The organism is Acinetobacter sp. IRS14 (assembly GCF_034650275.1).
In the GTDB taxonomy this organism is placed as follows: Bacteria; Pseudomonadota; Gammaproteobacteria; order Pseudomonadales; family Moraxellaceae; genus Acinetobacter; species Acinetobacter oleivorans.
In genome coordinates this window covers 207,961-231,378 of record NZ_JAOVFN010000004.1, presented here as the reverse complement: position 1 = coordinate 231,378, position 23,418 = coordinate 207,961, and the positions used below count along the sequence as shown (strand labels likewise).

General features: G+C 36.5%; 17 protein-coding genes and 1 pseudogene. 12 read left to right on the top strand and 6 right to left on the bottom strand.

All coding sequences use genetic code 11. The features are described from left to right. The first annotated feature begins 327 nt into the window (after positions 1-327). The 5 genes from ODQ17_RS06135 (at position 328) to ODQ17_RS06115 (ending at position 9,781) form a co-directional block, all read left to right on the top strand. A complete protein-coding gene (locus ODQ17_RS06135; RefSeq protein WP_322902429.1) occupies positions 328-3,084 on the top strand; it encodes a type I restriction-modification system subunit M in 2,757 nt (918 codons plus the stop codon). Between the two features lies 1 nt (position 3,085). After that, positions 3,086-4,378, top strand: coding sequence for a restriction endonuclease subunit S (locus ODQ17_RS06130; protein ID WP_322902427.1), 1,293 nt, complete (start codon positions 3,086-3,088; stop codon positions 4,376-4,378). An 85-nt stretch (positions 4,379-4,463) separates the two neighbouring features. Next, a complete protein-coding gene (locus tag ODQ17_RS06125; protein WP_322902425.1) occupies positions 4,464-7,589 on the top strand; it encodes a type I restriction endonuclease subunit R in 3,126 nt (1,041 codons plus the stop codon). 54 nt (positions 7,590-7,643) lie between these two features. Further along, the gene (locus tag ODQ17_RS06120; protein ID WP_322902423.1) at positions 7,644-8,555 is read left to right on the top strand and encodes a GIY-YIG nuclease family protein; all 912 of its coding nucleotides are present in this window, start codon (positions 7,644-7,646) and stop codon (positions 8,553-8,555) included. Positions 8,556-8,830: 275 nt separating this feature from the next. Beyond that, positions 8,831-9,781 carry a hypothetical protein gene (locus ODQ17_RS06115; protein WP_322902421.1) on the top strand — a complete coding sequence of 317 codons (951 nt, stop codon included), beginning with the start codon at positions 8,831-8,833 and terminating at the stop codon, positions 9,779-9,781. A 128-nt stretch (positions 9,782-9,909) separates the two neighbouring features. On the opposite strand, the pseudogene ODQ17_RS06110 reads toward ODQ17_RS06115, so the two are convergent. Continuing rightward, positions 9,910-9,984: pseudogene (locus tag ODQ17_RS06110) on the bottom strand (hypothetical protein); the annotation flags it as partial. A 905-nt stretch (positions 9,985-10,889) separates the two neighbouring features. Here ODQ17_RS06110 and ODQ17_RS06105 point away from each other — a divergent pair. The 3 genes from ODQ17_RS06105 to ODQ17_RS06095 are packed head-to-tail and all read left to right on the top strand — an operon-like array spanning position 10,890 to position 12,945. After that, complete coding sequence (locus ODQ17_RS06105) at positions 10,890-11,972, top strand: hypothetical protein (protein ID WP_322902419.1); 1,083 nt, start codon at positions 10,890-10,892, stop codon at positions 11,970-11,972. Further along, positions 11,954-12,634 carry an AzlC family ABC transporter permease gene (locus tag ODQ17_RS06100; RefSeq protein ID WP_322902417.1) on the top strand — a complete coding sequence of 227 codons (681 nt, stop codon included), beginning with the start codon at positions 11,954-11,956 and terminating at the stop codon, positions 12,632-12,634. The genes ODQ17_RS06105 and ODQ17_RS06100 overlap by 19 nt, the downstream gene beginning before the upstream one ends. After that, positions 12,631-12,945: an AzlD domain-containing protein gene (locus ODQ17_RS06095; RefSeq protein ID WP_322902415.1), complete on the top strand. Its 315-nt coding sequence runs from the start codon at positions 12,631-12,633 to the stop codon at positions 12,943-12,945. The genes ODQ17_RS06100 and ODQ17_RS06095 overlap by 4 nt, the downstream gene beginning before the upstream one ends. Here ODQ17_RS06095 and ODQ17_RS06090 read toward each other — a convergent pair whose 3' ends face one another. Next, positions 12,946-13,329, bottom strand: coding sequence for a VOC family protein (locus ODQ17_RS06090; protein ID WP_322902413.1), 384 nt, complete (start codon positions 13,327-13,329; stop codon positions 12,946-12,948). 330 nt (positions 13,330-13,659) lie between these two features. Next, positions 13,660-13,944: a hypothetical protein gene (locus ODQ17_RS06085; RefSeq protein ID WP_322902411.1), complete on the bottom strand. Its 285-nt coding sequence runs from the start codon at positions 13,942-13,944 to the stop codon at positions 13,660-13,662. 746 nt (positions 13,945-14,690) lie between these two features. On the opposite strand from ODQ17_RS06085, the gene ODQ17_RS06080 reads away from it, so the two are divergent. Beyond that, positions 14,691-16,496: a S8 family peptidase gene (locus ODQ17_RS06080; RefSeq protein WP_322902409.1), complete on the top strand. Its 1,806-nt coding sequence runs from the start codon at positions 14,691-14,693 to the stop codon at positions 16,494-16,496. Positions 16,497-16,675: 179 nt separating this feature from the next. On the opposite strand, the gene ODQ17_RS06075 is transcribed toward ODQ17_RS06080, so the two are convergent. The 3 genes from ODQ17_RS06075 to ODQ17_RS06065 all read right to left on the bottom strand — a co-directional run bounded on the left by ODQ17_RS06075 (position 16,676) and on the right by ODQ17_RS06065 (position 20,603). After that, positions 16,676-18,022: an OprD family outer membrane porin gene (locus ODQ17_RS06075; RefSeq protein ID WP_322902407.1), complete on the bottom strand. Its 1,347-nt coding sequence runs from the start codon at positions 18,020-18,022 to the stop codon at positions 16,676-16,678. 78 nt (positions 18,023-18,100) lie between these two features. Continuing rightward, the gene (locus ODQ17_RS06070) at positions 18,101-19,486 is read right to left on the bottom strand and encodes an MFS transporter (protein WP_322902405.1); all 1,386 of its coding nucleotides are present in this window, start codon (positions 19,484-19,486) and stop codon (positions 18,101-18,103) included. 172 nt (positions 19,487-19,658) lie between these two features. Continuing rightward, positions 19,659-20,603, bottom strand: coding sequence for a dihydrodipicolinate synthase family protein (locus tag ODQ17_RS06065; RefSeq protein ID WP_322902403.1), 945 nt, complete (start codon positions 20,601-20,603; stop codon positions 19,659-19,661). 187 nt (positions 20,604-20,790) lie between these two features. Here ODQ17_RS06065 and ODQ17_RS06060 point away from each other — a divergent pair, with 187 nt between their 5' ends. The 3 genes from ODQ17_RS06060 to ODQ17_RS06050 all read left to right on the top strand — a co-directional run bounded on the left by ODQ17_RS06060 (position 20,791) and on the right by ODQ17_RS06050 (position 23,356). Then, entirely contained in the window at positions 20,791-21,681 is an 891-nt protein-coding gene (locus tag ODQ17_RS06060; RefSeq protein WP_032028089.1) for a LysR family transcriptional regulator, read from the top strand. 136 nt (positions 21,682-21,817) lie between these two features. Next, the gene (locus ODQ17_RS06055) at positions 21,818-22,339 is read left to right on the top strand and encodes a sigma-70 family RNA polymerase sigma factor (protein ID WP_322902401.1); all 522 of its coding nucleotides are present in this window, start codon (positions 21,818-21,820) and stop codon (positions 22,337-22,339) included. Beyond that, entirely contained in the window at positions 22,340-23,356 is a 1,017-nt protein-coding gene (locus ODQ17_RS06050) for a FecR family protein (protein ID WP_322902399.1), read from the top strand. The last annotated feature ends 62 nt before the right edge of the window (positions 23,357-23,418 follow it).

Here is a 23,418-nt window from a genome sequence, read left to right as displayed (position 1 = left end):
ATAAATCTTTTTTTAGAGTTATCCTAATTGCAAAGAAGCAGAAAGCTAGTGTTTTGAAATATATGTAAAAATTGTACTAATTAATCTTGTTATGCCGAATGCAAAGGCATTTCTATTATTATAATTGTTAAAAATAATAGAAATGGTATATCTGTCTTGATTCCTTCAAATTTCTACAAATTTTAGGTTGAGAAGCTCAATCAAATTAGTAAAAATACTAAGGACCAAGCACCTACTCAAAATCGAAATCCAATCCTAATAAAAGTACTCATGTCTATTCTAGAGCTATAGAGTCTTTTATCAGCTGTAACTAACTGTAGAGAATCTATGAACAAGCAACAACTCGCCTCAAAAATTTGGGATTCCGCAAACAAAATGCGCTCTAAAATTGAGGCAAATGAATATAAAGATTACATCTTAGGGTTCATGTTCTACAAATTTCTATCAGACAAAGAGCAAGCTTTTTTAGAAGCTAACGACTTTAGTCAGGCTGATATTGAAGCACTCACAGAAGAAGATCCTGAAACTGTTGAATTTATTAAAAATGGTATTGGTTATTTCATTGCTTATGACAACTTATTTTCAACATGGTTAAAAAAAGGTAATGACTTTAACGTTGGCAATGTCCGTGATGCGCTTTCTGCCTTTTCACGTTTAATCAGCCCATCACATAAAAAAGTATTTGATGGTATTTTTAAGACATTGGAAACAGGTTTAAGTAAACTCGGTGACAACTCAAACAGTCAAACCAAAGCGATTAGTGATTTATTGCAATTGATCAAAGTTATTCCGATGAATAACAAGCAAGATTATGATGTACTTGGTTTTATTTATGAATATTTGATTGGTTCATTTGCAGCTAATGCAGGTAAGAAAGCAGGTGAGTTCTATACACCACATGAAGTGTCGGTGTTGATGTCTGAAATCATTGCACATCACTTAAAGGATCAGCAAGAAATAAAAATTTACGATCCAACGAGTGGGTCGGGGTCATTGCTGATTAACATCGGTACGTCAGTTGCCAAGCACGTTAATGATGAAAATAAAATCAAATACTACGCGCAAGAGTTAAAGGAAAACACGTATAACTTAACCCGTATGAACTTGGTTATGCGTGGTATTTTGCCTGCCAATATTGTTGCTCGTAATGCCGATACCTTAGAGGATGATTGGCCTTATTTTGATGACAATGATCCGATCAATACCTACGAGCCGTTGTATGTCGATGCCGTGGTATCTAATCCACCGTACTCGCAAGCATGGGATTCATCAAATAAAGAGTCTGATCCACGTTATTCACGTTTTGGTTTAGCACCAAAAACTAAAGCTGACTATGCGTTTCTACTACATGATCTATATCACTTAAAACCTGATGGCATCATGGCGATTGTTCTGCCACATGGTGTGTTGTTCCGTGGTGGTGAAGAGGAGCGTATACGTAAAAACTTGCTTGAAAATAAACATATTGATGCAATCATCGGATTACCTGCCAATATTTTCTTTGGTACGGGTATTCCAACGGTCATTATTATTTTAAAACAACGTCGCCAAAGTAGTGATGTGCTTATTGTTGATGCATCCAAAGGCTTTATCAAAGTCGGTAAAAATAACCATCTACAAGCGTCGAATATTAAGAAAATTGTTGATGCTGTTGTACAGCGTAAAGATATTGAAAAATTTTCTAAATTAGTCAGCTTGGAAGAAATTCGTGAGCAAGGCTATAACTTAAATATTCCTCGTTATGTAGATTCGTCTGCAACAGCAGAAACTTGGGATATTTATGCCACTATGTTTGGCGGTATTCCGAAAAAAGAAATTGATGCACATGCCGAGTATTGGAAGGCATTCCCGCAGTTACGCCAAGACTTATTTACTAACAGTGACACACCTTATGTCGATTTAGCCACCACAGAAATCAGTAACGCCATTCATCAGCATGCCAATGTTCAAACATTTAAAACGCAATTTAATGCTGCCTTTGCCAAATTCCATGATTATTTAAAAGCTGAGTTAATTGGAAAGATGCAGTCTTTGCATATTGCCCAACAAGAAAATGTTCTAAGTCAGGATATTTTCAAGCGTCTGGAAAATATTCCTCTAGTTGACAAATATCAAGCCTATCAAGCTTTGGATGATCAATGGCAAAGCATCGCAGGGGACTTGGAGATTATTCAATCTGAAGGTTTGACTGCTGCCAAAATTGTCAATCCAAATTACATCATTAAAAAGAAAGATGGTAAAGAGCAGGAAGTTCAGGACGGTTGGATCGGTTATGTCTTACCATTCGATTTGGTACAACAGCATTTATTGCTTGATGAATTAACAGCCTTACAAAATAAAGAACGTGCTTTAACTGAAGCCAGTGCTGAAATCGAAACGATTATGGATTCGCTGTCTGAAGAAGAAAAAGATACTTTATTAAATGATGCCAATGACGCTTTTGTAACCGCAGAAATTACCAAAGCGTTGAAACAGGCTTTTGAAGATATTGAAACACCTGAAATTCGTGCGATCAATGAATTGTTAGAGTTGCTTGCGAATAAAGCGAAAAAGCCTGAGCAGGAACAGTTTGTACAGGCACACCCTGAGGTGCAATGGGCCAAGATTGAAGCCAATAAAAATGGTACTTATGCTGTAGGTAAAGTAAAAGTGTATTTAAAAAGTTTACAGGCGAATTTTACTTTTGCGGAAGAGTCTTTAGAGGCGAAATTGTTTAAAGTGGAAGATTTGCTTGCGCAGGAAAAAGAGCTGAAAGCTGAGATTAAAGCCGATGCCAATACTTTACATTTGTTGACTAAAGCCACGATTGAAGTGTTGCAAGATTCACAGGTTTTAGAATTGTTGGAAGCGAAGTGGGTACAACCGATTGTTTCTGCAATTTTAGCATTACCAAATGAAGTAATTGAGCATTTGACTGATGTGGTACAGGCTTTGGCGGATAAGTATGCAGTGACTTATACTGAAACTACGCAAAAGCTTAGTGAAGCTGAAAATAGTCTAGCGAGTTTGATTGATGATTTAACAGGTGATGACTTTGACATACAAGGTTTGACACAGTTTCAGACGTTATTAAAAGGGGTGTAATGTGGAAAAGTCAAAATGCCCTGAAGTTAGGTTTAAGCATTTTAACGAAAGTTGGAATCAACAAACTTTAGGCGATATGTTTCTACCATTATCGAATAATACACTCTCGAGAGCTGATTTAAACTATGACAATGGTCAGATAAAGAATATTCACTATGGTGATATCCTTGTAAAATATGCTGCTGTTCTCGATTGTAGAAATGATAAAATACCATTTATTACAGATGGTGAAATTTCTGACTTCAAAAACCAATTTTTACAGAATGGCGATGTTATTTTTGCTGATACAGCAGAAGATAAAACTGTTGGGAAAGCAATTGAAATAAGTGCTGTAGATGATAACTATATTGTGTCTGGCTTACATACCATGGCATATCGTCCGAAGATAAAATTATCACCTTATTACTTGGGGCATTACCTCAATTCAAATGCTTATCACCATCAACTTTTGTCTTTGATGCAAGGCATTAAAGTGTTATCAGTTAGTCGGACGAATCTTGCTAAAACAATTATTAAATATCCTTCTTCTGTAACAGAACAAACCCAAATCGGTAATTATTTCCAAAACCTAGACCAGTCCATTGCTTTACATGAAAAGAAGCTTTCTCAAACGCAAAATTTAAAAAAAGCGATGCTGGAAAAAATGTTTCCAAATGTAGGCAGTACGCAGCCTGAAATTCGTTTAAAAGGGTTTAATGGGGATTGGGTGAATTCTCAATTATCTAACTTTATTTCGATTAAACATGGCTTTGCATTTGATGGTGCATATTTCAGTGAAATTGAGACAAATTTATGTTTACTAACACCTGGTAATTTTATGATTGGTGGTGGTTTTAAAGCTGAGAAGTTCATTTACTATAATGGTGAAGTACCTGAAAATTATATTCTTCAAGAAAATGATTTGTTAGTAACGATGACTGATTTGAGTAAAGAAAGCGATACTTTGGGTTTACCTGCTTTACTTCCTTTAATTCGAGGAAAAACATTACTACACAACCAACGGTTAGGATTAATAAGTTTTGATAACGATGAATTAGACAAAGGTTTTCTTTTCTATTTATTACAAACTGAGTCGTATCATAAATATATTGTTTTATCTGCCACTGGTACAACAGTGAAACATACTTCTCCAAATAAAATTTTAGCTTTTGTTTGTGACGTGCCTGAATTCGAAGAGCAAAAAGCAATCGGTCAATTTTTTAAACAGCTCGATAAAACCCTTGTATTACAACAGCAACAGCTTCAAACCCTAAAAAATCTAAAACAGGCATTTTTAGAAAAAATGTTTGTTTGAATCCCTCCCTTGCGCCGCTTTAATCGCGGCTCACCTTTTCAAAGGGAGACTTTTTATAAATTGACTTGATAAAAGCAAATAGACCATGACATATAAAACAGAAGCAGAATTTGAACAAGCATTTATCGAAACCCTTTTTAACAAGGGCTGGGAAAGTACTGTTCTTAAAAATCCAACAGAACAGGATTTAATTAACAACTGGTCAAAAATTCTTTTTGAAAATAATAACGGTATAGATCGGCTGAATGGTCAGCCACTTACTGACTCCGAAATGGCACAAATATTAGAACAAATCAAAACTTTACGTACGCCCTTAGCACTCAATGGCTTTATCAATGGTAAAACAGTTTCCATCAAAAGAGACAACCCAAATGATGCAGTGCATTTGGGTAAAGAAATTAGCCTAAGCATTTATGATCGTCAGCAAATAGCTGCTGGAGAAAGCCGTTACCAAATCGTACAACAACCAAAATTCCCAACGTCTTCACCGATTTTAAATGATCGACGTGGCGATATTATGTTGCTGATTAACGGTATGCCACTGTTTCATATCGAATTGAAACGCTCTGGTGTCCCTGTCAGTCAGGCAGCACATCAAATCGAAAACTATGCCCGTTCAGGCATTTTCTCTGGACTATTTTCATTGGTACAAATCTTTGTTGCAATGAATCCTAGAGAAACTAAATACTTTGCTAATCCTGGTCCAGATGGAGTTTTTAATTCAAATTATTACTTCAATTGGGCAGATTTTAATAATGAACCAGTCAATTATTGGAAAGACATTGCCACGCATTTGCTTTCTATTCCTATGGCACATCAGCTTATTGGTTTTTATACCGTTGCCGACAAAACAGATGGTATTTTAAAGGTGATGCGCAGTTATCAATACTTTGCTGTACGAGCGATTTCAGATCGTGTAGCACGTATTGAGTGGGATGGGCGAGATCGGCTAGGTGGGTATATATGGCATACCACAGGTTCGGGTAAAACCATGACCAGTTTTAAATCAGCCTACCTCATCGCCACCTCTAAAGATGCAGACAAAGTAATTTTCCTTATGGATCGTATTGAACTTGGTACGCAGTCTTTAGAGCAATATAATAACTTTGCCGATACGGATGATTTTGTAAAGTCTACAGAAAATACTTATGCATTGATTAACAAGCTGAAGAGCAATAATCCAAATGAGGTATTGATTGTTAGCTCTATTCAAAAAATGAGTAATATCAAACAGGAAGAAGGTGGACTCAAAGCACATGATATTGAGCAGATGCAGAAAAAACGCATCGTCATCATTGTGGACGAAGCACACCGTTCAACCTTTGGTGATATGCTGATTACCATTAAAGAAACCTTTCCTCAGGCAGTCTTCTTTGGTTTTACTGGCACGCCCATTCAGGACGAAAATGAAAAAAAAATGAATACCACAGCAACAGTATTCGGTCATGAGTTGCACCGTTATAGTATCGCTGATGGCATTCGAGACAAAAATGTACTCGGTTTTGATCCTTACCTGATTTCAACTTATAAAGATTCAAAATTACGTGAAGCCGTGGCTTTGGATGAGGCAAAAGCCAATACAATTAAAGAAGCTTTAGATGATCCTAAAAAGAAAGAAATCTACTTACGTTTTATGGATAAAAGTCAGGTTGCTATGGCAGGTCATTGGGACAAAGCCAATAACTATATCAAAGGGATTGAGGATTACTTACCGACAGAGCAGTATCGTCGTCCAGCACATCAAAATAAAGTTGTTGAGGATATTTTAGAAAACTGGATTCAATATAGCCAAAATAATAAATTTCATGGCATGTTTGCGACCAGTAGTATTAGCGAGGCAATTGAATATTATCGCTTATTTAAGAAGCATAAACCTGAGCTAAAAATTACGGCACTGTTTGATCCAAATATTGATAATAATGAAAATGCTAAATTCAAAGAAGATGGTTTAGTTGAGATTATTAGTGACTATAACATACGCTATGGCATTGAGTTCAGCCTAGCCACCCATGCCAAAATGAAGCGTGATATTGCAGACCGTTTAGCCCATAAAGAGTTATACAAACGTGTAGAACATACCCCAGAAAAACAGCTTGATCTACTGATTGTCGTTGATCAAATGCTAACAGGTTTTGACTCTAAGTGGGTCAATACTTTGTACTTGGATAAAATGCTTGAGTATGCAAACTTGATTCAAGCATTCTCACGTACTAACCGCTTATTTGGTAAAGATAAACCATTCGGTATCATTCGATATTACCGACGTCCGCATACGATGAAACGTAATATTGATTCGGCTGTAAAGTTGTATTCAGGCGATAAACCTTTGGCTTTATTTGTAGATAAACTGCAAGATAACTTAAAAAAAGTAAATTCAATTTTTGTTGATATAGAACAATTGTTTAAAAGTGCAGGTATCGAAAACTTTGAAAAGTTACCTGAAGACAAAGAGGCCTGTGGTCAGTTTGCAAAGCTATTTAAACAATTTAATGAGCATTTGGAAGCTGCAAAAATTCAGGGCTTTAATTGGAATACACTCTCATATAGCTTTAATAATAAAGACTTAAATGGCTTACCTGTTCCTGTGCTAATAGATGAGCAGACTTATTTGATTCTAGCTTTGCGTTATAAGGAATTATTTTCTGAAGGGGGAAGTGGCGGTGGTGGAGGTATTCCATTTGAAATTGAAGGTTATTTGACAGAGATTGATACTGATAAGATTGATTCAGACTATATGAATAGCCGATTCACTAAATACTTAAAAGCACTTTACGAAGGTGAAAAGGCAGTATCTGTTGAACAAGCTCTAAATGAATTACATAAAAGTTTTGCAGCTTTGACGCATGATGAACAGAAAATTGCAAATATCTTTTTACATGATGTTCAACGTGGCGATGTGAAATTAATAGAGGGAAAAACTTTTAGAGATTACATCACTGAGTATCAGTTTAAAGCTAAAGAAGATGAAATATATGAGGTAGTTAGTTCATTCGGCTTGGATGAGTCAATGCTAAGAAAAATATTAAGTACACATGTTACTGAAAACAATATTGATGAGTTTGGGCGTTTTGGAGAATTGTTGAATTCTGTGGATAATGCGAAAGCAAAGCAGTATTTTGAAAAGAAAGAAGGGCAAACAATCCCAGCCTTTAAGGTTAAAGTAAAAACCGATAAACTTTTAAGAGAGTTTATTTTAACTAATAAAAAATAGTTTTTGATCGTGATGTGATGGACTCAATTTGATTGCAGTATTCTAGGGGGAGTCGTGGGACAAGGTAAAAGTGTTAAATTGTTTTTGGCTGATGGAACACCTAATGGGATTTTAACAGCCGAAATTATTAACTGGACAGGACATGTGCTTTCTGCCCCCCGTAGTAAATTAGCTGAGTTGATCCAGCGTGAAGAATGTACAAAAACAGGTGTATATTTTCTAATTAGCCATGATCCAGAAAATCCATTATATCCAAGAGTATATATTGGGGAATCGGATGATGTTGCTAATCGTTTAAAACAGCATAACCGAACAGAAGAGAGTGGTGGAAAAGATTTTTGGGAAAAGGTTTGTTTAATTACAAGTAAAGACCAGAATCTGACAAAAGCTCATATTAAATATCTTGAAAGCCGTCTGATGGATATTGCTAAACAAAATGGACAATGTCAGCTCGAAAATGGTACAGCACATACTTATAGTCGCTTACCTGAATCAGATATTGCTGATATGGAGTTTTTCTTAGAGCAAATACAAATTGTTTTGCCTGTATTAGGTTACGATTTCCTAAAAGATTTAAAAAGACCTAGCTATCAACAATACTTATCAAAAACGCATAGTTTTGTAGAATCTGAGATTGATAAGACAGCAAACTTTTATTTATCTAGCCGTGAAGTAGATGCTAAAGCACAAGAGATAGATGGAGAGTTTTTTGTTTTAAAAGGCTCACAAGTAAAAAGAGTATCCTCCTCTACCTTTAATTATACAAAATTGCGTAACTATTTAATTGAAAATAAAATTATTGACTCTAAAGATTTTACTTTTAACCAAGATTATTTGTTTAGTAGCCCGTCTGCAGCATCTGGTGTAATTCTAGGCCGTTCATCAAATGGACGGAAAGAGTGGAGAGAAATGAATACTCATTTAACTTATGCAGAGTGGCAGCAAAAACAAGTAGATAGTGCATAAGTTTAGATAGTAGAAATAAAAATTTAATTGATTTTTTCTAATTATCAGTCCTTTTTAACAAACAGAACTTTACCTTTTATTGATCTGAAGGGACACAAGCATATTGCAACCTACAAAGGACACAGGTATTCAAAAGGAGGCAATTAGCTAAACAATATGTGAAAATATACTCTGAAATTTGGGGAAATTTAAAACGATGATTACTCCGCTGGGGGCGGTTTAAGAAAAGGGTAATCATTGATTCTTAAATAATTTATAAGATTTGGTTAGATCAAATGAACGACTTGATACCGAGATATTTAAATAACCTGGGGCAGTGGCATGAAGTTGCGCTGACAATGACTAAAGCAATTATTGCAATAGGGGTGTTGTGCTTAGTTGTGTATCTTTTAACAATTGGCTATATCCCATCGGAAATTAGCTTTGGCGATACACTGATTTTTTTGCTGATTTTTGCCGCGTTTTCGATTGCTTACACTGTATTAGGGTTTATGCTATTTTTCTTTGGTACATCCTTAGCTCCAGTGACATATCTTGTCTTAAGCTGGGTTGATAAGTATTTGCCACCTCATGTCAGAATTGGGAAAAAACTTCCTTTTCCAAAAGTTAATATTATTATTTTAATTGGCTCTCTTTATCTTTTATACGTTATTCATGGCATATTTTTATTGCATTGGAAAGTCAATTTGTACTTAGGCATTACCGTATTTTTTATTGCCTTTGCGTATTATCCTTTTTACATGAATCGGCAGAAGATTAAAGAATTTAATATAAAATTTGAGAATCTAGCAGATATTGTTGATGATCCTGATGCTAGTGAAAATCTTAAAGCATTCGCAAGCAAAAAATTAAAGAGATTAGAAACGCATATTAAAGATAGCTTAGAAATAGCTTTTTTTATTAGTTTGACTCCGCTTGTGCCTCTGATCCTCATTGGTGATGTCGGTAAAGTATTTTTAAATTATACAATGCAAAATACTGGGGTAAGAATAGAAAAAGCTACCTTGTATATTAAAGAACCTTATGCAAATTTAATTGAATTGCCAAAAACGACTACTAAAGATCTAAGTCAGTATAAAACCTTTATTTTTAAAGATGTTAAAGTATTATTTCAAGGCATTGGTAAAAGCACTTTAATTTCTTATAAAGTGAAAGATATTGAAAAGCAATTAGTGATTCCTAATGAATATATTACTGTAGAGCGAACTCAGAAGGTCGATAAATAAGTCTATATCTTGGTCATGATCAGTTAGCTTTCACAAGGCCCCCGTACCACAACAGAACTTTAATTTTTTGCGCTGATTTAAAGTAATCCACCATTGCGGCACAGAGATAAGGGAGCTAAGCCAAACGCTTATCCCATGTCGTTTTTATCGCACCGCCGCATCACACTAAAAAAAGTAGGGGCAAAGTCCTGTGGGAGAGCAGTTATTTTCTCGGTCGGATGTAGACGCAAGTATCATGACAGAGAATATTTATAATTTAACGCCTTTACGTGAACGTAATTATCAAGAAACGTATATGTTTGAGTGAGTTGAGAAAATGATTGTTAGAGCTGAAGTACTTACTTGGTCCTATGATTATGGCTTTGGCGTTATGCAAAAATGAAAAATTTGGAATGAACTAACTATTTAAATTTATTTTAATTATCGATTATTAATCATTAATTTTTATTTAAATTATTTCTTAATAAATCTCTGTATATATTAAATTTATTGGCATAAAACATGATTTTTTGAATAAGTTTATGTTCTTGATTATTATTAAAAATATCTAAAGTATTTATTCACTATTTTTCAGACATACTCTTTAATTTAAAAAATAATTAAAACCTGCTAGAACAATGATTTATTTAAATATAAAACATAATTATATATATTAATATGTAACATTATATTTCTTTGCTTGAAAACAAGAATTTTAAAGGATATAAAAACTATACAGATTTGTCTGTATATCTGTATTTAACTATTTATAAAAGGAAGTATCATCATGAAAAATCGTAAAAAAAATGCTGAATACCTAGGCACTTTGCTAGGTTAATTTAGTAACCGAAACAAAAAACTATCAATCTTAAAAAAGGAAGTACCATCATGAAAAATCGTAAGAAAAATGCTGAATATCTAGGCACTTTGTTAGGTTGATTTAGTAACCGAAACAAAAACTATTAATTTTAAAAAAGGAAATTTCATCATGAAAAATCGTAAAAAAAATGCTGAATATCTAGGAACTTTGTTAGGTTAATTCAGTATCCTCGATAAAAATAGTATGTCTATATCCATAGCCATACTATTTTTAAATTAATGAAAAATAATAATTTAAAGGAATATGGTCATGGAAGTTATTAGTATTCGTCCAAATTTTATTAAAACTTTTAACAACCCAAATAATGATTATTTTTGTATAGTAACTAATGAATCTTTGGAAGATAAAATTAAAATTACTGATGATTCTAACTATATTGAAAGTAAGATTATTTTATATAAACCTAATGATAAATTTGAAAATTTATTGGAAAATGTAATACCTGAGAATTCTCATGTATTAGTTATTTCCCCTGATGTTTTTTTTCAATCACCTGATCAAAAACATATCGGAAACAAAAGAAAGTTGATTGCTATGGCATGCAATTCAACTCCAACCGATATAAATGCCATAAAACATTTTATGGAAATAATTGAAAATACTGATCCAGATAGCCAGCAAGAATTTGCTGATAGATTCTTTGGTATTGGTGAAGATTCAGATTTTTTAAACTTTGTAGATCCAGTGAACAATACATTAGCAACATTTAATCATTTAGATGAAAGCTATCTATGGAGTGAACAGGCTGGTCATTTAGGTTATGGGGAACAACAATTAGCTCCTGCTGGGGAAATTAGTGTTTTACCTTTGAGAATTCAAGATTTTGATGAAACTTTACGTTTAGATTTTAACGGAACAATTGCGTTACAAGGGGTTCCTATTTTACATAATGGAACTGTTAGCTTCTTGCGAGAAGATCAAAAAAGAATATTTGATCAACTTATAGAAATTAAACATAACCCAATTATTGCTACTGTTGAAAATGGTGTTATCACTGCTCTCAGTGATCCAACTGGCAAATGTCCGAATGCTTTAAATATGTTAAATAGTATGTTTAATGTAGATTCCAGATATAGAATTCTTTGGGAAATTGGGTTTGGTGTAAATACACACAATAAAATACTCGATGGAAACCAAGCTATGAATGAAACCTTTGGTAATACTGATGGTGCTATACATTTTGGTTTAGGTTTAACACCATACACACAATATCATTTAGATATAATTTGTCCAAATACTGTAGTTAAAAACAATAAGAATGAATACCTGATTGGAAAAGAAGGGAAAAAAATAGCACGAAATAAATCAATTGGATGTCCTTGTATAGAATGATAACTAATACATCATTGCTAAGCAGAACTATACCGGTTTGCTTAGCATTAACACCTATCGGTTTATTATTTGGTATTCTCGCTGGCCAACAGAATCTTGATCATTATGAGGTTCTATTATTAAGTATTTTCGGATTTTCGGGGAGTGGGCAATTTGCTCTCTTAAGTTTTTATCAGAATAACTTTGTAGATATTGGATATTTAACAGCTTTTTTACTTATATTAAGTATGAATGTTAGATATATTCCAATGACATTAATAAGCACTCCAAAAGATATTAAACTGAGTTCGAAAATAGTCTATGGTCATATACTTTCTGATGAATCCTTCGCTACTGAGAGATACACAGATACATATCATGATCATCTCAAAATCCGATTATATATTTTCTTTACATGGGTAATATCTACTCTAGCTGGTCAAATATTATCATCATATATACCTGACTATATATTAAGTTATTTGAATGTATCGTTTCCTATTTCTGCAATTTTATTTACTTTAAGCTTTATTAATATAAAACTTAAAACTACGAAAAAGAATATTAAAGTCATATTTGTTCTATTTTTGGTAACTACTTTATCTTTCTTTATTTTTGGAGAAAGGTTTTTTTGGATACCAGCAATTCTAACTAATTATATTATTTTTAGGAAATTTAAATGAACACAAAACTATTAATTGGTGTTGTAATATTATTTTCTATAAGTGTTATTGTTAGAATAGCACCTGCATTTGTAAAAAATAGACTAAATAGTGAAACACTGGATAATATTGAGCAAGTTTTACCAATATGTGTTTTTATACCCATGGCTGTATATTTTTTTATAACTGAAATACAGAAAAACTTTTTACCAGCTATTATTTCATTCGTATTTATATTTATCTTGTTGCAGATTAAAAGTAATAATATTGTGACGATTATTGGTTCGATATTGTTATTTATTTTTATTAAGAATTTTACAAACCTGAGTTAATCATTCTCTTAAAACTGCTTCAATATTGTTGCCATCCATATCAATGAGAAAAGATGCATAATAATTAGGACTATAGTTTAAACGGTATCCTGGTTTTCCATTATCTTTGGCACCAAGTTCTAAGCCCATTTTATGAAAAGAAATGACCTCATCTTTTGATCTGGCTGAAAAAGCAAGATGTATTTTACTACGGACACCGTATTCTGAACTACTCGCTATCCAGAAATAAACTCTATTATTCATTCCAAAACCATAAGCAATTATATTTTCATTATTATCTTTTCGTTTTTTTAAACACTCATATCCTATACTCTCTAAGAGATGGGTATAAAAATTATAAGCTAAATCTAAATTAGTTACTTTTAATTCAATGTGATCTATCATAGTTATAAATGTTAAATATAAAGTCAGATTTAATTTAACATGAAGTTCACATAATTAGCTATAACTGTTGTACCTTTAAAATATTATCTCTTGTTAAAAAAATAGTTTAGTTTCTTATAGCATTGTGGCTATTGAGAAGAAGATAGTAATTCCGAATGAATATATTACTGTAGAGTGGACTCAGAAGATCGATAAGTAAGGTTATATTATTCACTATTAATCAGCTAGCTTCCCCCAAGGCCCCCGTGCCACAACAGAACTTTAATTTTTTGCGCTGATTTAAAGTAATCTACCATTGCGACACAGAGATAAGGGAGCTAAGCCAAACGCTTAGCCCATGTCTTCTTTATCGCACCGCCGTATTACACTAGAAAAAGTAGGGGCAAAGTCCTGTGGGAGAGCAGGACTTTGCAAACTGACATGTTCTAGACGTTGCATAAGCTTATGCGAATACACTTGTTCAAGCCGTTGGTAAATACAGTCGCAACTGGCTTGGGTGTGCCCACCAGACAGGCAAATTTCTTCAAAATCCTGCTGAGTGTGAATGTCGCAACCAGAAACACCGTAATCGCCTATTAAAAGGCTTAAAGCCAAAATAGGTTTATAAAGTTTCATATTATTCTCGTGATAATTTTCACTAAGTTATTAATAAAAAATAAGCCGCATATATTTAAAGTATTAAAATCATTTAGAAAGGGTATAGTTAACCCGCCTGTAATACAGGAAAATAAAATGATTAAAATTTTAAAATAAAATCATTTATAAATTTAAAATATTTTAGGTGAGAGAAAGCCTAAATTTTAAATAAATAAAATTACGAGAGAGGATAGGGGATTAATATAAAAAAGGTCATGGTCAACTCCTAGAATGTATGGAGCTCTACCACCAAAGATCACCGTCAATTGATTATGGTGGTAGAACGAAAGGGGGTTAGCAGACTGGGATCCAAGGAACCAGCACGCGCGAGCGCGTCCCCCTCCCGTCCTACCGCAAAGAAAAGGGACGCAAGGGTCTAACGACTTATAGTGGAACTATAACCCGCCATGGATCTACGGTCTGCTAAAACCGACTGGCAATGTAGGCCAGCGGGACCATAATAATCATAAGTTTTTAACAGGTCAATTCAATTTAAATAAAATATTATAAAAATTTTAATTATTAAAAAATAATAATTGATTTAATTAATTTGTTTTTATTTTGGTAATTAAAATGGTTTAAATTATTATAAAAAAACTTAATAAATTATATATTGTGATATTTTGTTTTGTAATTTAGAATTGAACGAAGATAGTTTTTAAAATTAAATTATTAAAATTATCTAAATATAATCTTAACAATAATTAAAATATGGGGAGATAGCTATGACTATTTCTAGTAACGGAAAACTATTAATTCGTGTACCTAACGAGCATTTCGAAGAAATTAAAAATGTTCAGTTTAGTTATTCAATTTTCACCGAAAATTTAAAGCAATCTACCGATGGTTTGACTGGTTTAACAGGGGTTACAGAGCCTCTGTTCCCAGATGAAGCGAACAATACCATGCTTAAGGGCGCATTAGATTTTACAAAAAAAAGCACTTGGCTTTTGCATTCACCTACACAAATAATTGCAATTAACCCATGGGATAAAGCTCATCAAATATATCAACAATATCAAGATGCTAAGTTAGCGGGTAAACAGTCAGATCAGGTCTATATTGAGCCAGATTTAGAACATTTCATAAGTATTACAGAAAATGATGATACTCAAAGAAAATCATTCTCTGTAGATGAAAAATCGACAGAGAATTATCCTGTAGAACCATTAAATACTCACTATCCACCCGCCATGTCTAATTTAAGTAGCTTAGATTGGTATATTAAAAGAGATAACTTTGATAAAGCTTGGGCAGTAGGTTATTTGGGACAGGGAATACGGATTGCCCATGTTGACACAGGCTATTCAGATCAACATCAAACAAAACCATTACATCTGTTGCCCGAACAAGGCTGGAACTATTATGACAATAATGATAATACGGTAGATCCGGGCAAGCATTTAAATGCAGGCCATGGAACTGCAACATTAGCAATATTGGCTGGTAATAAAATAACCTTGAATATTAAGGATAATCCGTCTTTAACGTATAGTGGTTATATTGGTGGTGCGCCAGAAGCATCTGTTGTGCCCATTCGTATTGGGGGAGTAGGTGGTTCGGTTGCACATATCTATAGCTCTAATCTTGCTCAAGGTCTAAAGCATGCTTTGGGTACTTACAATACTGCAAACGGTAAATACTGCCCACCATGTGATGTCGTTACATTAAGCCATGGGGGGCTACCAACAGCAAGTTGGGCCGATGTCACAAACCAATTATATGACCAAGGTATTGTTCTGGTTGCTGCATCGGGCGACAGCTTTAATGCTGTAGTCATGGATATCGCAACACATTTTACGGTTTATCCTTCTGCATTTTGGCGTGTGATTACGGCGACAGGAGTGACCTATGACAACAAACCATATATCACTAATGATGCAGGTGTTATGCAAGGTTCTTGGGGGCCTGATGCGGTCATGAAAAAAGCAGTTGCCGCCTCAACACCAAATGTCCCTTGGATGAAGTTGGGAAGTGCTACGGGTTGGGCTTTAGATGGAGGCGGTACGTCTGCAAGTACGCCTCAAATTGCTGCTGCATGTGCTCTTTGGCTCCAAAAAAATAAAGCTGCGCTTGCTGCACTAGAAGGATGGCAAAAAGTAGAAGCTTGTCGTTTTGCTTTGTTTGGTAGTGTCGCAAATAAAAATCTTGATTTAAAACAAATAGGCGTGGGTACTCTAGATGTAAATGCCATGCTCGGTATGGATATCAATCAAATTGTTGCAAAAGTAACCGATCCAAAATTTGAAAAAATAGGCCCAGATAAAGTCTCTTTTCCTTTCTGGCGTTTACTGTTTGGCTTAGCTCCTCCACAATCGGGACGCGAGGAAATGTATGAGGTTGAAGCACACCAATTACTTTATCGGTCAAAGAATATCGCGCTACAAAAAGCGTATGAGCAATATAGTGAAGCCAAAGATTTAAATGAATTGAGTCCGCAGCTTGTCCAAGACTTGAGAGAGCAATTTTTACAAGAGCCAGACATGTCTGTGGCTCTAAGAAGTTATTTAGAAGCTAATTTAAATACTTAAATGATTTGATGATAAATAACTAAACCGAAGCGTAAAAGTGTCAACATAACGGTGTTTAAAACTTTATGACTGGCACTTTTGCGCTTTATTGAGAGCATAGTTTTCAAAAAAGTCTGATATTTTCGGGTTTTATAAATCAGTTTAGGTAAATATTGATGCTCTAAGCCCTTAGCGGACTATTAAAATGTATAACGGTAATTAATAAATACACGGTGCTGGTCCCAATCTTTTCGAGACATGCCATTTATTTTTTCACCTAGGTTTGCATTTTCAAACTTTGACTCATAATGCAAAAATGAATAACGCACATCTAAGTTTTTCACCCACGGCAAGGTATAACTCACCGTAAAGTCAAAGTAACGCTCTTTACCCTCAATATCACTACTAATGTTACTTTGGTGAGCGCCAAAGCCATAAATATACTTCGCTTCGGTTTTTAAACCTTTCACGTAGTCTTTCCAGTTATATTTCAGGCGCAGGGCAATGGCGGTTTCATCGTTATTGGTAAAGTCGGGGCCAATGGTCGCAGAAGTCGGAAACGGGTTGGTGCCGTGGTCTTGCGTCAAAACCGAGTTACGGTCGGAGTGCACAGCAAAGTTATCTTCAATCCAAAAACCATCAAACTTTGAAACGGCAATGCCGCCTTCAATATTATTCTTAGCCACATTTACATCGACAAAATAACCATTGCCACGGTTGTTAATGTCTTGGCCTTTGACACAGTCCAGCTCGGTTTCGGCACCACATTTAAATAACTTGCCATCATCACGCGAGAAAAAAGCACCCGTGTTAAATGTCCACATAAGGCCATGCATCGGCAATTTATATTGAGCAATCGCTCCGTACTTTTTTAAATAATCTTTGCTATTTAAATATTCGGCATTTACGCTCCAGTTTTTGTACTGATACTTGGCACCCAGCAAACCGACATAATCAATATGCTCGTCATTTTCAGTCACCAGTTTTTCAAAAGAGTCCATGCTGCGCGGTTTCCAGCGGTCATAGTAAGCAATGTAAGTCTGTAGCTGATCATTTAGTTGAAACTGCCCACTCGCACCCGAAAATGTGTCGGGCACCGCGCGGTTATTGGTGCTTTTAAGTAACAGTGAATCTTGCAACTGACGGCCTAATTTAATTTCGCCTTTATCACCAAGTTTCGCTTTGATGTAGAGCTGGCCTAAAGTCGCAAAGTTTTGGTCGAGCTTGCCGTTATTTTCGACCTCTAAAAGCTGAGCGCTCGGCTTGCCAGAGTCAAATAACTTGGTAACTGCATAGAGTGAGCTATCTACCCCAAGCCAGTCCCACATGTACGGTGACTGATAATTTAACTCAAGCCCTACAGCGCTTTGTTCATATTCACTCGACGAAGGCGAAGGGTTGGCAAGCGTAGGGTGAGCAGTACCTTCATCGTTCCAGTAACGGGTGTTAAGCTTTAATTCTAACTTGCCAAATTCTTGAGGAAGCTCTGCATACGCATTGCTCACACTGCCTAGACCAATACAGCCCCATAGCAAATATTTATTCATTTTAAATTCCTTTTTTAAGCATGAATAAGCCCTTTGCCTAACGCTGAGGTTAGGCAAGCTTTTTATGAAATGGATGAATTAAGGAGAGAGTTTTTCGAGCACTTGGCCTTTGGTTTCAATCGCAAATAAGAAGGTTACAAGGCCACCAATCAGCGCCACGACGGCTAGCACACTAAACACATATTGAATGCCGTAACCACCAACCACGAGGCCCACCATAACAGGCCCAATCGCAGAGCCAGCACGTAACCAAGCGGTACTAAAACCAATGCCCATGGCACGTAGGCGAGTAGGGTAAAGTTCGGCAGCGTAAAGATATAAAGAGAATGAAATGGTCTGCAAAATGGCATAGCTAATCGTTGCAAAAATCACAACTTCCATCGCCGATTTTGCGCCTAAAACCGAGAGGCTCATGAGTGGAATAATCGCCAAGAAAAACGCTGCACTGTACCAAGGGCGGCGGCCGACTTTATCAATCATTAATGCACAGATAATAGAGGCAATCACACCCACACCCGAAGTAATCCAGCCATAACCTAAACTGGTTTGAAGGGACAGACCAAAGTGTTGTTTGTAGAGAGATGGCAGCCAAGTCACCATGGCATTATTCACCATATACACGCAAAACCACATGCCCCACAGGGTAAAGGTCCGTTTGCGGTAGATGCCACGGAACAGCTCGCGCCAGTCGGTTTTTGCCATGCCTTGCGGGTTAATTTCTTTAACCACAGGTTCAGTCAAAGTTTTACCGCTTTTGATGGCACCATCTTCAAAGCTTTTGACGACTTTATCTGCTTCTTTAAAGCGGCCTTTGGAAGCAAGCCAACGTGGTGACTCAGGCAAGAAAAACCGTAAAGGAATGACCAGTAAAGATGGAATTAGGCCTACAATAAACATGACTTTCCAGCCGTAAATTGGCATGAGGAAAAATGCCGCCATGCCTGCAAACATAAGGCCGAGTGGGAATAAAACTTCATAGAGCAAGAAAAACTTACCGCGCTTTTCTGCACCAATAAACTCGTTAATATAGGCACTCGCAACAGGCACTTCGCCACCTGTTCCAACACCTTGTAAGAAACGGAAAATTAACAGTGACATTCCGCTCCACGCAAACAGACAGGAAATGTCCATTGCTACAAACAGTAAAATGGTAAAAGACAGTACTTTTAAACGACCGACTTTTTCGGCAAGAGAACCAAAAAAGATCGCACCAACCAGTTGCCCAACATAGCCCGCGGCAATGATCGCACCGACATAGGCAGGCGTTAGGTGCCATTCGGTAATGAGTTGGGGTAAAGCAAAGGCAATTGCTAGAACAGTATAAGCGTCAAAAAAGGTCGCTATACCAATGGTAATACGCATGAATTGCAATCGACCAGTGACTGGTAGCCTTTCAAGTCTTGCAATAATTTCCGCATTTTTTTGATGATGACTAATTTGTTCTACATCCGCTAGATTTGTCATCTTCTATCTCCTTATTACTACATTCCTCGTAGTTTTTTTGTTCTATTTCGCACTACCTGTTCACCACAGTTTGCATGCTTTTTATTATTGTTTTTAAGAGACATGCCCGATGTTTGGCCTCAGGCAGCGTACAGGAAAAAAAGGCTAGCGTACATGCTAGCCCGAATAGAATTTAAGCAACGGCTTGGGTTAAATCGACCTTGCCAATTCCAGCTTGACGCATCGCATCATGAATTTCTTGCTCCGCACCCTCTGCCAGTGGAAGAAGAGGCGAACGCACAGTGGCATGGTCCAAAATGCCTCGAGCAACCAATGCATGTTTAAGCGCGACTGTGCCTTCCATGTGTGAACCGCGGTGATAAACATTGCGAGTCACTGGTAATAATTGGTCGTGAATCGCACGTGCTTTGGTGTAATCTTTGGCCTTACCTGCTTTAATCATTTCAATTAATAGTTCAGGAGCAATGTTGCCGTAGCCAACTAAAGCACCGTCTACATCAAACATGGTGTGAAGCAAATATTCATCGTGGCAGGTCAACACCTGTAAGTCTGGGCGTTCACGGCGAATAATCGGAATTTCGACATCCCAGCGGCGCATGTTACGCACACCATTTTTCATGGCAAACACGCCTGGCTGTGCAGAAATATCCAGTAGAGTTTCTAGGTCGTAAGTGGCCTTCGTTGCATCTGGATATTGGAATAAAATAGATGGCAAACCACTTTCTTCATAAATCGCTTTATAGCGGTCTTGCGGTGCGCCTTTTTGATAGCCAAAACGCAACCAGCCGTGTGAAGGATAAATCAAACCTGCCGAAGCACCTGCGCTGACTGCACGTTTTGCTTCTTCTGCTGCAACCGAAGTACCTTCGAGCGTAATCCCTGCGATTACCGGAATTTTGTCATCTACTGATTTAACAAAGCTTTCGATGACCTGCATTTGTTCTTTTTGTGACAAGAATGTTCCTTCACCTGCATGCCCAAGAACAACCAAGCCTTTCACACCATCAATGCTGCCTAACCATGAACCTAAACGTTGAATTGCATTATGGTCTACTTGTCCGTCACGGGTAAAAGGAGTTACAGGTGCTGGGGTTAATCCACGTAAATCTAAACTCATAATCGTACTTCCTATACAGTGTAATTAAATATTCTCTGGTTCTTAATCTGACTTAAATCGTGTTGTAGAGAACATGATTGGAGTATAGAAATAGGTGAGCTATGTAGGAATTACCAATTCTTGAATTTCAGTTATACTGAAAATGTATAGCTCAAAATACTGCCTATTTACGATTTAGGAAGAATCGATGAATTATGAATTATGGAAAATATTTTTAGATGCGGTAGAACTCGGTAGCTTAAGCAAAGTCGCGATGCTACATAACACCAACCAACCGCAAATTAGTCGGCAAATGAACGAGCTCGAAGCCCAATGTGGTGGTCGTTTATTTAACCGAACTGGACGTGGCGTCGAACTCACCGATTTAGGTCAGCATTTACTTCCTAAAATTCGTTCATGGCTAAACGTAACCGATCAACTCAATAATGAAATTTTGCACTCGACCGATACCCCAATTGGGACGGTTCGCATTGCCAGTTTGCCATCTACTGCACATCCCTTGTTATCGACCCTCTATAAAGTGCTTCAAGAAAAATATCCCTTAATTAAACTGTCGGTGCGTGAAGGGCAAGGGGTACATTTAGAAAAATGGCTCGAAGATGGCAGCGTCGATTTAGCCATACTTTATCGCTTTAACCCAACGCCTAAACAGGGTGATGTTTATCTTACCGAAGCCGATACTTATTTGGTGGGTTGTGAAGGAGACGCGCTCACTCAGGCCAATGAAGTCGAGTTTAAAGAGGTAAGTCAGTTACCGCTGGTCACGTTTTGCAGGCCAAGTAACTGGCGCAATTTTTTAGACCACATGGCTTATGAAAATGGGGTAGAGCTGAATATTGTGTTTGAAGCCGACTCGATTAGTTTACAAACCCATTTGGTTTCCGAGTCTCGCATGTACACCATGCTGGGGCCACAAGCGCTAAAGAAGGCCAGCCAATACACCTCAATTCAAGCTGCAAAAATTATTAACCCTGCGCTCAAGCGTTATATTTCTTTGTCTATTTCTAAACATGGCTATTTAACCCCTGCGTGTAAGGCAGTGATGGAAGAAATTAGGAATTTGGCTGATTTGCTTTAAGAAAATTGTAGCAAAGCGAGTGGGCAATTAATTCAATTTATTAAACAGTGATTTAAGTTTTACTTGAATTATTGCTTGACTTGTTTAAATGATAATTATTATCATTTGTAAGTTCCTTGTTTTGAGTCCAATTGCTGTGAACAAAACTTCTTTGCTTGTAGATCAGTTATATAGAAGTCACCAAAGCTGGCTTCACCAATGGTTGAGACAAAAATTAGGTAATACTGATCAGGCCGCAGATCTGGTTCAGGACACATTTATTAAACTGCTACAAACCCGAGATGAACTATTCGGCATTAAGGAACCGCGTGCCTATTTAACCTCGATTGCTAAAAACCTACTCATTGACCAAGTGCGCCGTAAACGCATTGAACAAGCTTATTTAGATGGCTTGAGTCAAATGGAATATATGCTTAATGCAGTGGCTTCACCCGAAGACCAAATGCAAATTATTCAAGCAATTAACCAGCTTTGCAAAGCACTCGAAGGGGTTTCTGAAAAAGCACAACAAGCTTTTATTTTGCATTATCTCGAAGGCTATACCCATAAAGAAATTGCCGAGCGTTTAAATGTGTCGACCAAAATGATTCAAAAATATTTGGCGAGCTGTTTAATTCAGTGCTACCAAAACCGACAAGACATGGACGCTTGCATTTAAATGGCTATGGATAAAAGCAAACATCACCAGCTCGTTGAAGAAGCCGCGCATTGGATTGTTCAACTGAGTTCGGATGATGAAAGCTCACGAAAAACCGCCAAGCAAAAATTTGAAGTCTGGAAAAAAACTAGTGAGCAACACCGCCAAGTGGCTGCCGATATTGAACAGTGCCTTGGTTCAATTCAAAAACTTTCCCAAACCAGCGGACATAAAAAAGTCACTAAAGTTGCCCTTAAAGCTGGCCTAAGCTCAGGAAAAGCTTATAAACATTTACGTGCAGGAACAGCTTTTGCCGTTGTGTTTGTTGCCATGAGTGGGGCGTTATTTTATTTAACTGACACCACTGTGGCCTATGTCACAGCCGACATTCAAGGGCAATCGGGGCAGTGGACCACGCAAACCTTACCAGATGGTTCACGTTTAATTTTACGTGGTAAAAGTGCAGTTAATCTTGATTTTAAAACTAACCAGCGAGTGGTTGAGTTGGTGCAAGGTCAAATTTATGTCGATGTTGCCAAAGATAAAACTAGACCGTTTTTGGTCAAAACCAGTCATGGACAAATTCAGGCACTCGGCACAGCTTTTAGCGTCAGTTATGACCCTTCGGCAACTGAACTCAACATGTTGCACTCAAAGGTAAAAGTAGAAGCCACGCAAGTTAAAACCACCCAATTGCATGCGACTCGTCAGGCTATTGTCGAGGCAGGTCAAGCCATTAAAATGGACAAAAATGGCGTACAAAAACTGCCTGCACTGAATGTTTATAACGAACAACAAAAATGGCAAAAGCATCAGCTTATGGTCGAAAACCTGCCGCTGAATCAAGTGCTACAAGAGCTAGACCGCAACTACAAAGGCAAAATTATTTTTAATGATGCGGCACTGCAACATGTGCGAGTCAATGCTGTGTTGCCTTTAGACCAAACCACAGAATCACTTAAGCTTTTGGCTACGGTTTTTCCAGAACTGAAAATTAAGCAAATCACACCGTTTGTGGTCATGGTTTCTTTAAAATAATAAAAAATTAAATTTATTTTCGATTTTAGGTTCCACTTTTTTGAAAGTCGTTCGTCATAGTA

Excerpts from the sequence above, each read along its gene's own strand:
- ODQ17_RS06100 (WP_322902417.1), top strand. The coding sequence starts at position 11,954 with ATGTCCTTGTATAGAATGATAACTAATACATCATTGCTAAGCAGAACT.
- ODQ17_RS06105 (WP_322902419.1), top strand. The coding sequence starts at position 10,890 with ATGGAAGTTATTAGTATTCGTCCAAATTTTATTAAAACTTTTAACAAC.
- ODQ17_RS06095 (WP_322902415.1), top strand. The coding sequence starts at position 12,631 with ATGAACACAAAACTATTAATTGGTGTTGTAATATTATTTTCTATAAGT.
- ODQ17_RS06075 (WP_322902407.1), bottom strand. The coding sequence starts at position 18,022 with ATGAATAAATATTTGCTATGGGGCTGTATTGGTCTAGGCAGTGTGAGC.
- ODQ17_RS06115 (WP_322902421.1), top strand. The coding sequence starts at position 8,831 with ATGAACGACTTGATACCGAGATATTTAAATAACCTGGGGCAGTGGCAT.
- ODQ17_RS06060 (WP_032028089.1), top strand. The coding sequence starts at position 20,791 with ATGAATTATGAATTATGGAAAATATTTTTAGATGCGGTAGAACTCGGT.
- ODQ17_RS06090 (WP_322902413.1), bottom strand. The coding sequence starts at position 13,329 with ATGATAGATCACATTGAATTAAAAGTAACTAATTTAGATTTAGCTTAT.
- ODQ17_RS06125 (WP_322902425.1), top strand. The coding sequence starts at position 4,464 with ATGACATATAAAACAGAAGCAGAATTTGAACAAGCATTTATCGAAACC.
- ODQ17_RS06065 (WP_322902403.1), bottom strand. The coding sequence starts at position 20,603 with ATGAGTTTAGATTTACGTGGATTAACCCCAGCACCTGTAACTCCTTTT.
- ODQ17_RS06135 (WP_322902429.1), top strand. The coding sequence starts at position 328 with ATGAACAAGCAACAACTCGCCTCAAAAATTTGGGATTCCGCAAACAAA.
- ODQ17_RS06070 (WP_322902405.1), bottom strand. The coding sequence starts at position 19,486 with ATGACAAATCTAGCGGATGTAGAACAAATTAGTCATCATCAAAAAAAT.
- ODQ17_RS06085 (WP_322902411.1), bottom strand. The coding sequence starts at position 13,944 with ATGAAACTTTATAAACCTATTTTGGCTTTAAGCCTTTTAATAGGCGAT.
- ODQ17_RS06080 (WP_322902409.1), top strand. The coding sequence starts at position 14,691 with ATGACTATTTCTAGTAACGGAAAACTATTAATTCGTGTACCTAACGAG.
- ODQ17_RS06050 (WP_322902399.1), top strand. The coding sequence starts at position 22,340 with ATGGCTATGGATAAAAGCAAACATCACCAGCTCGTTGAAGAAGCCGCG.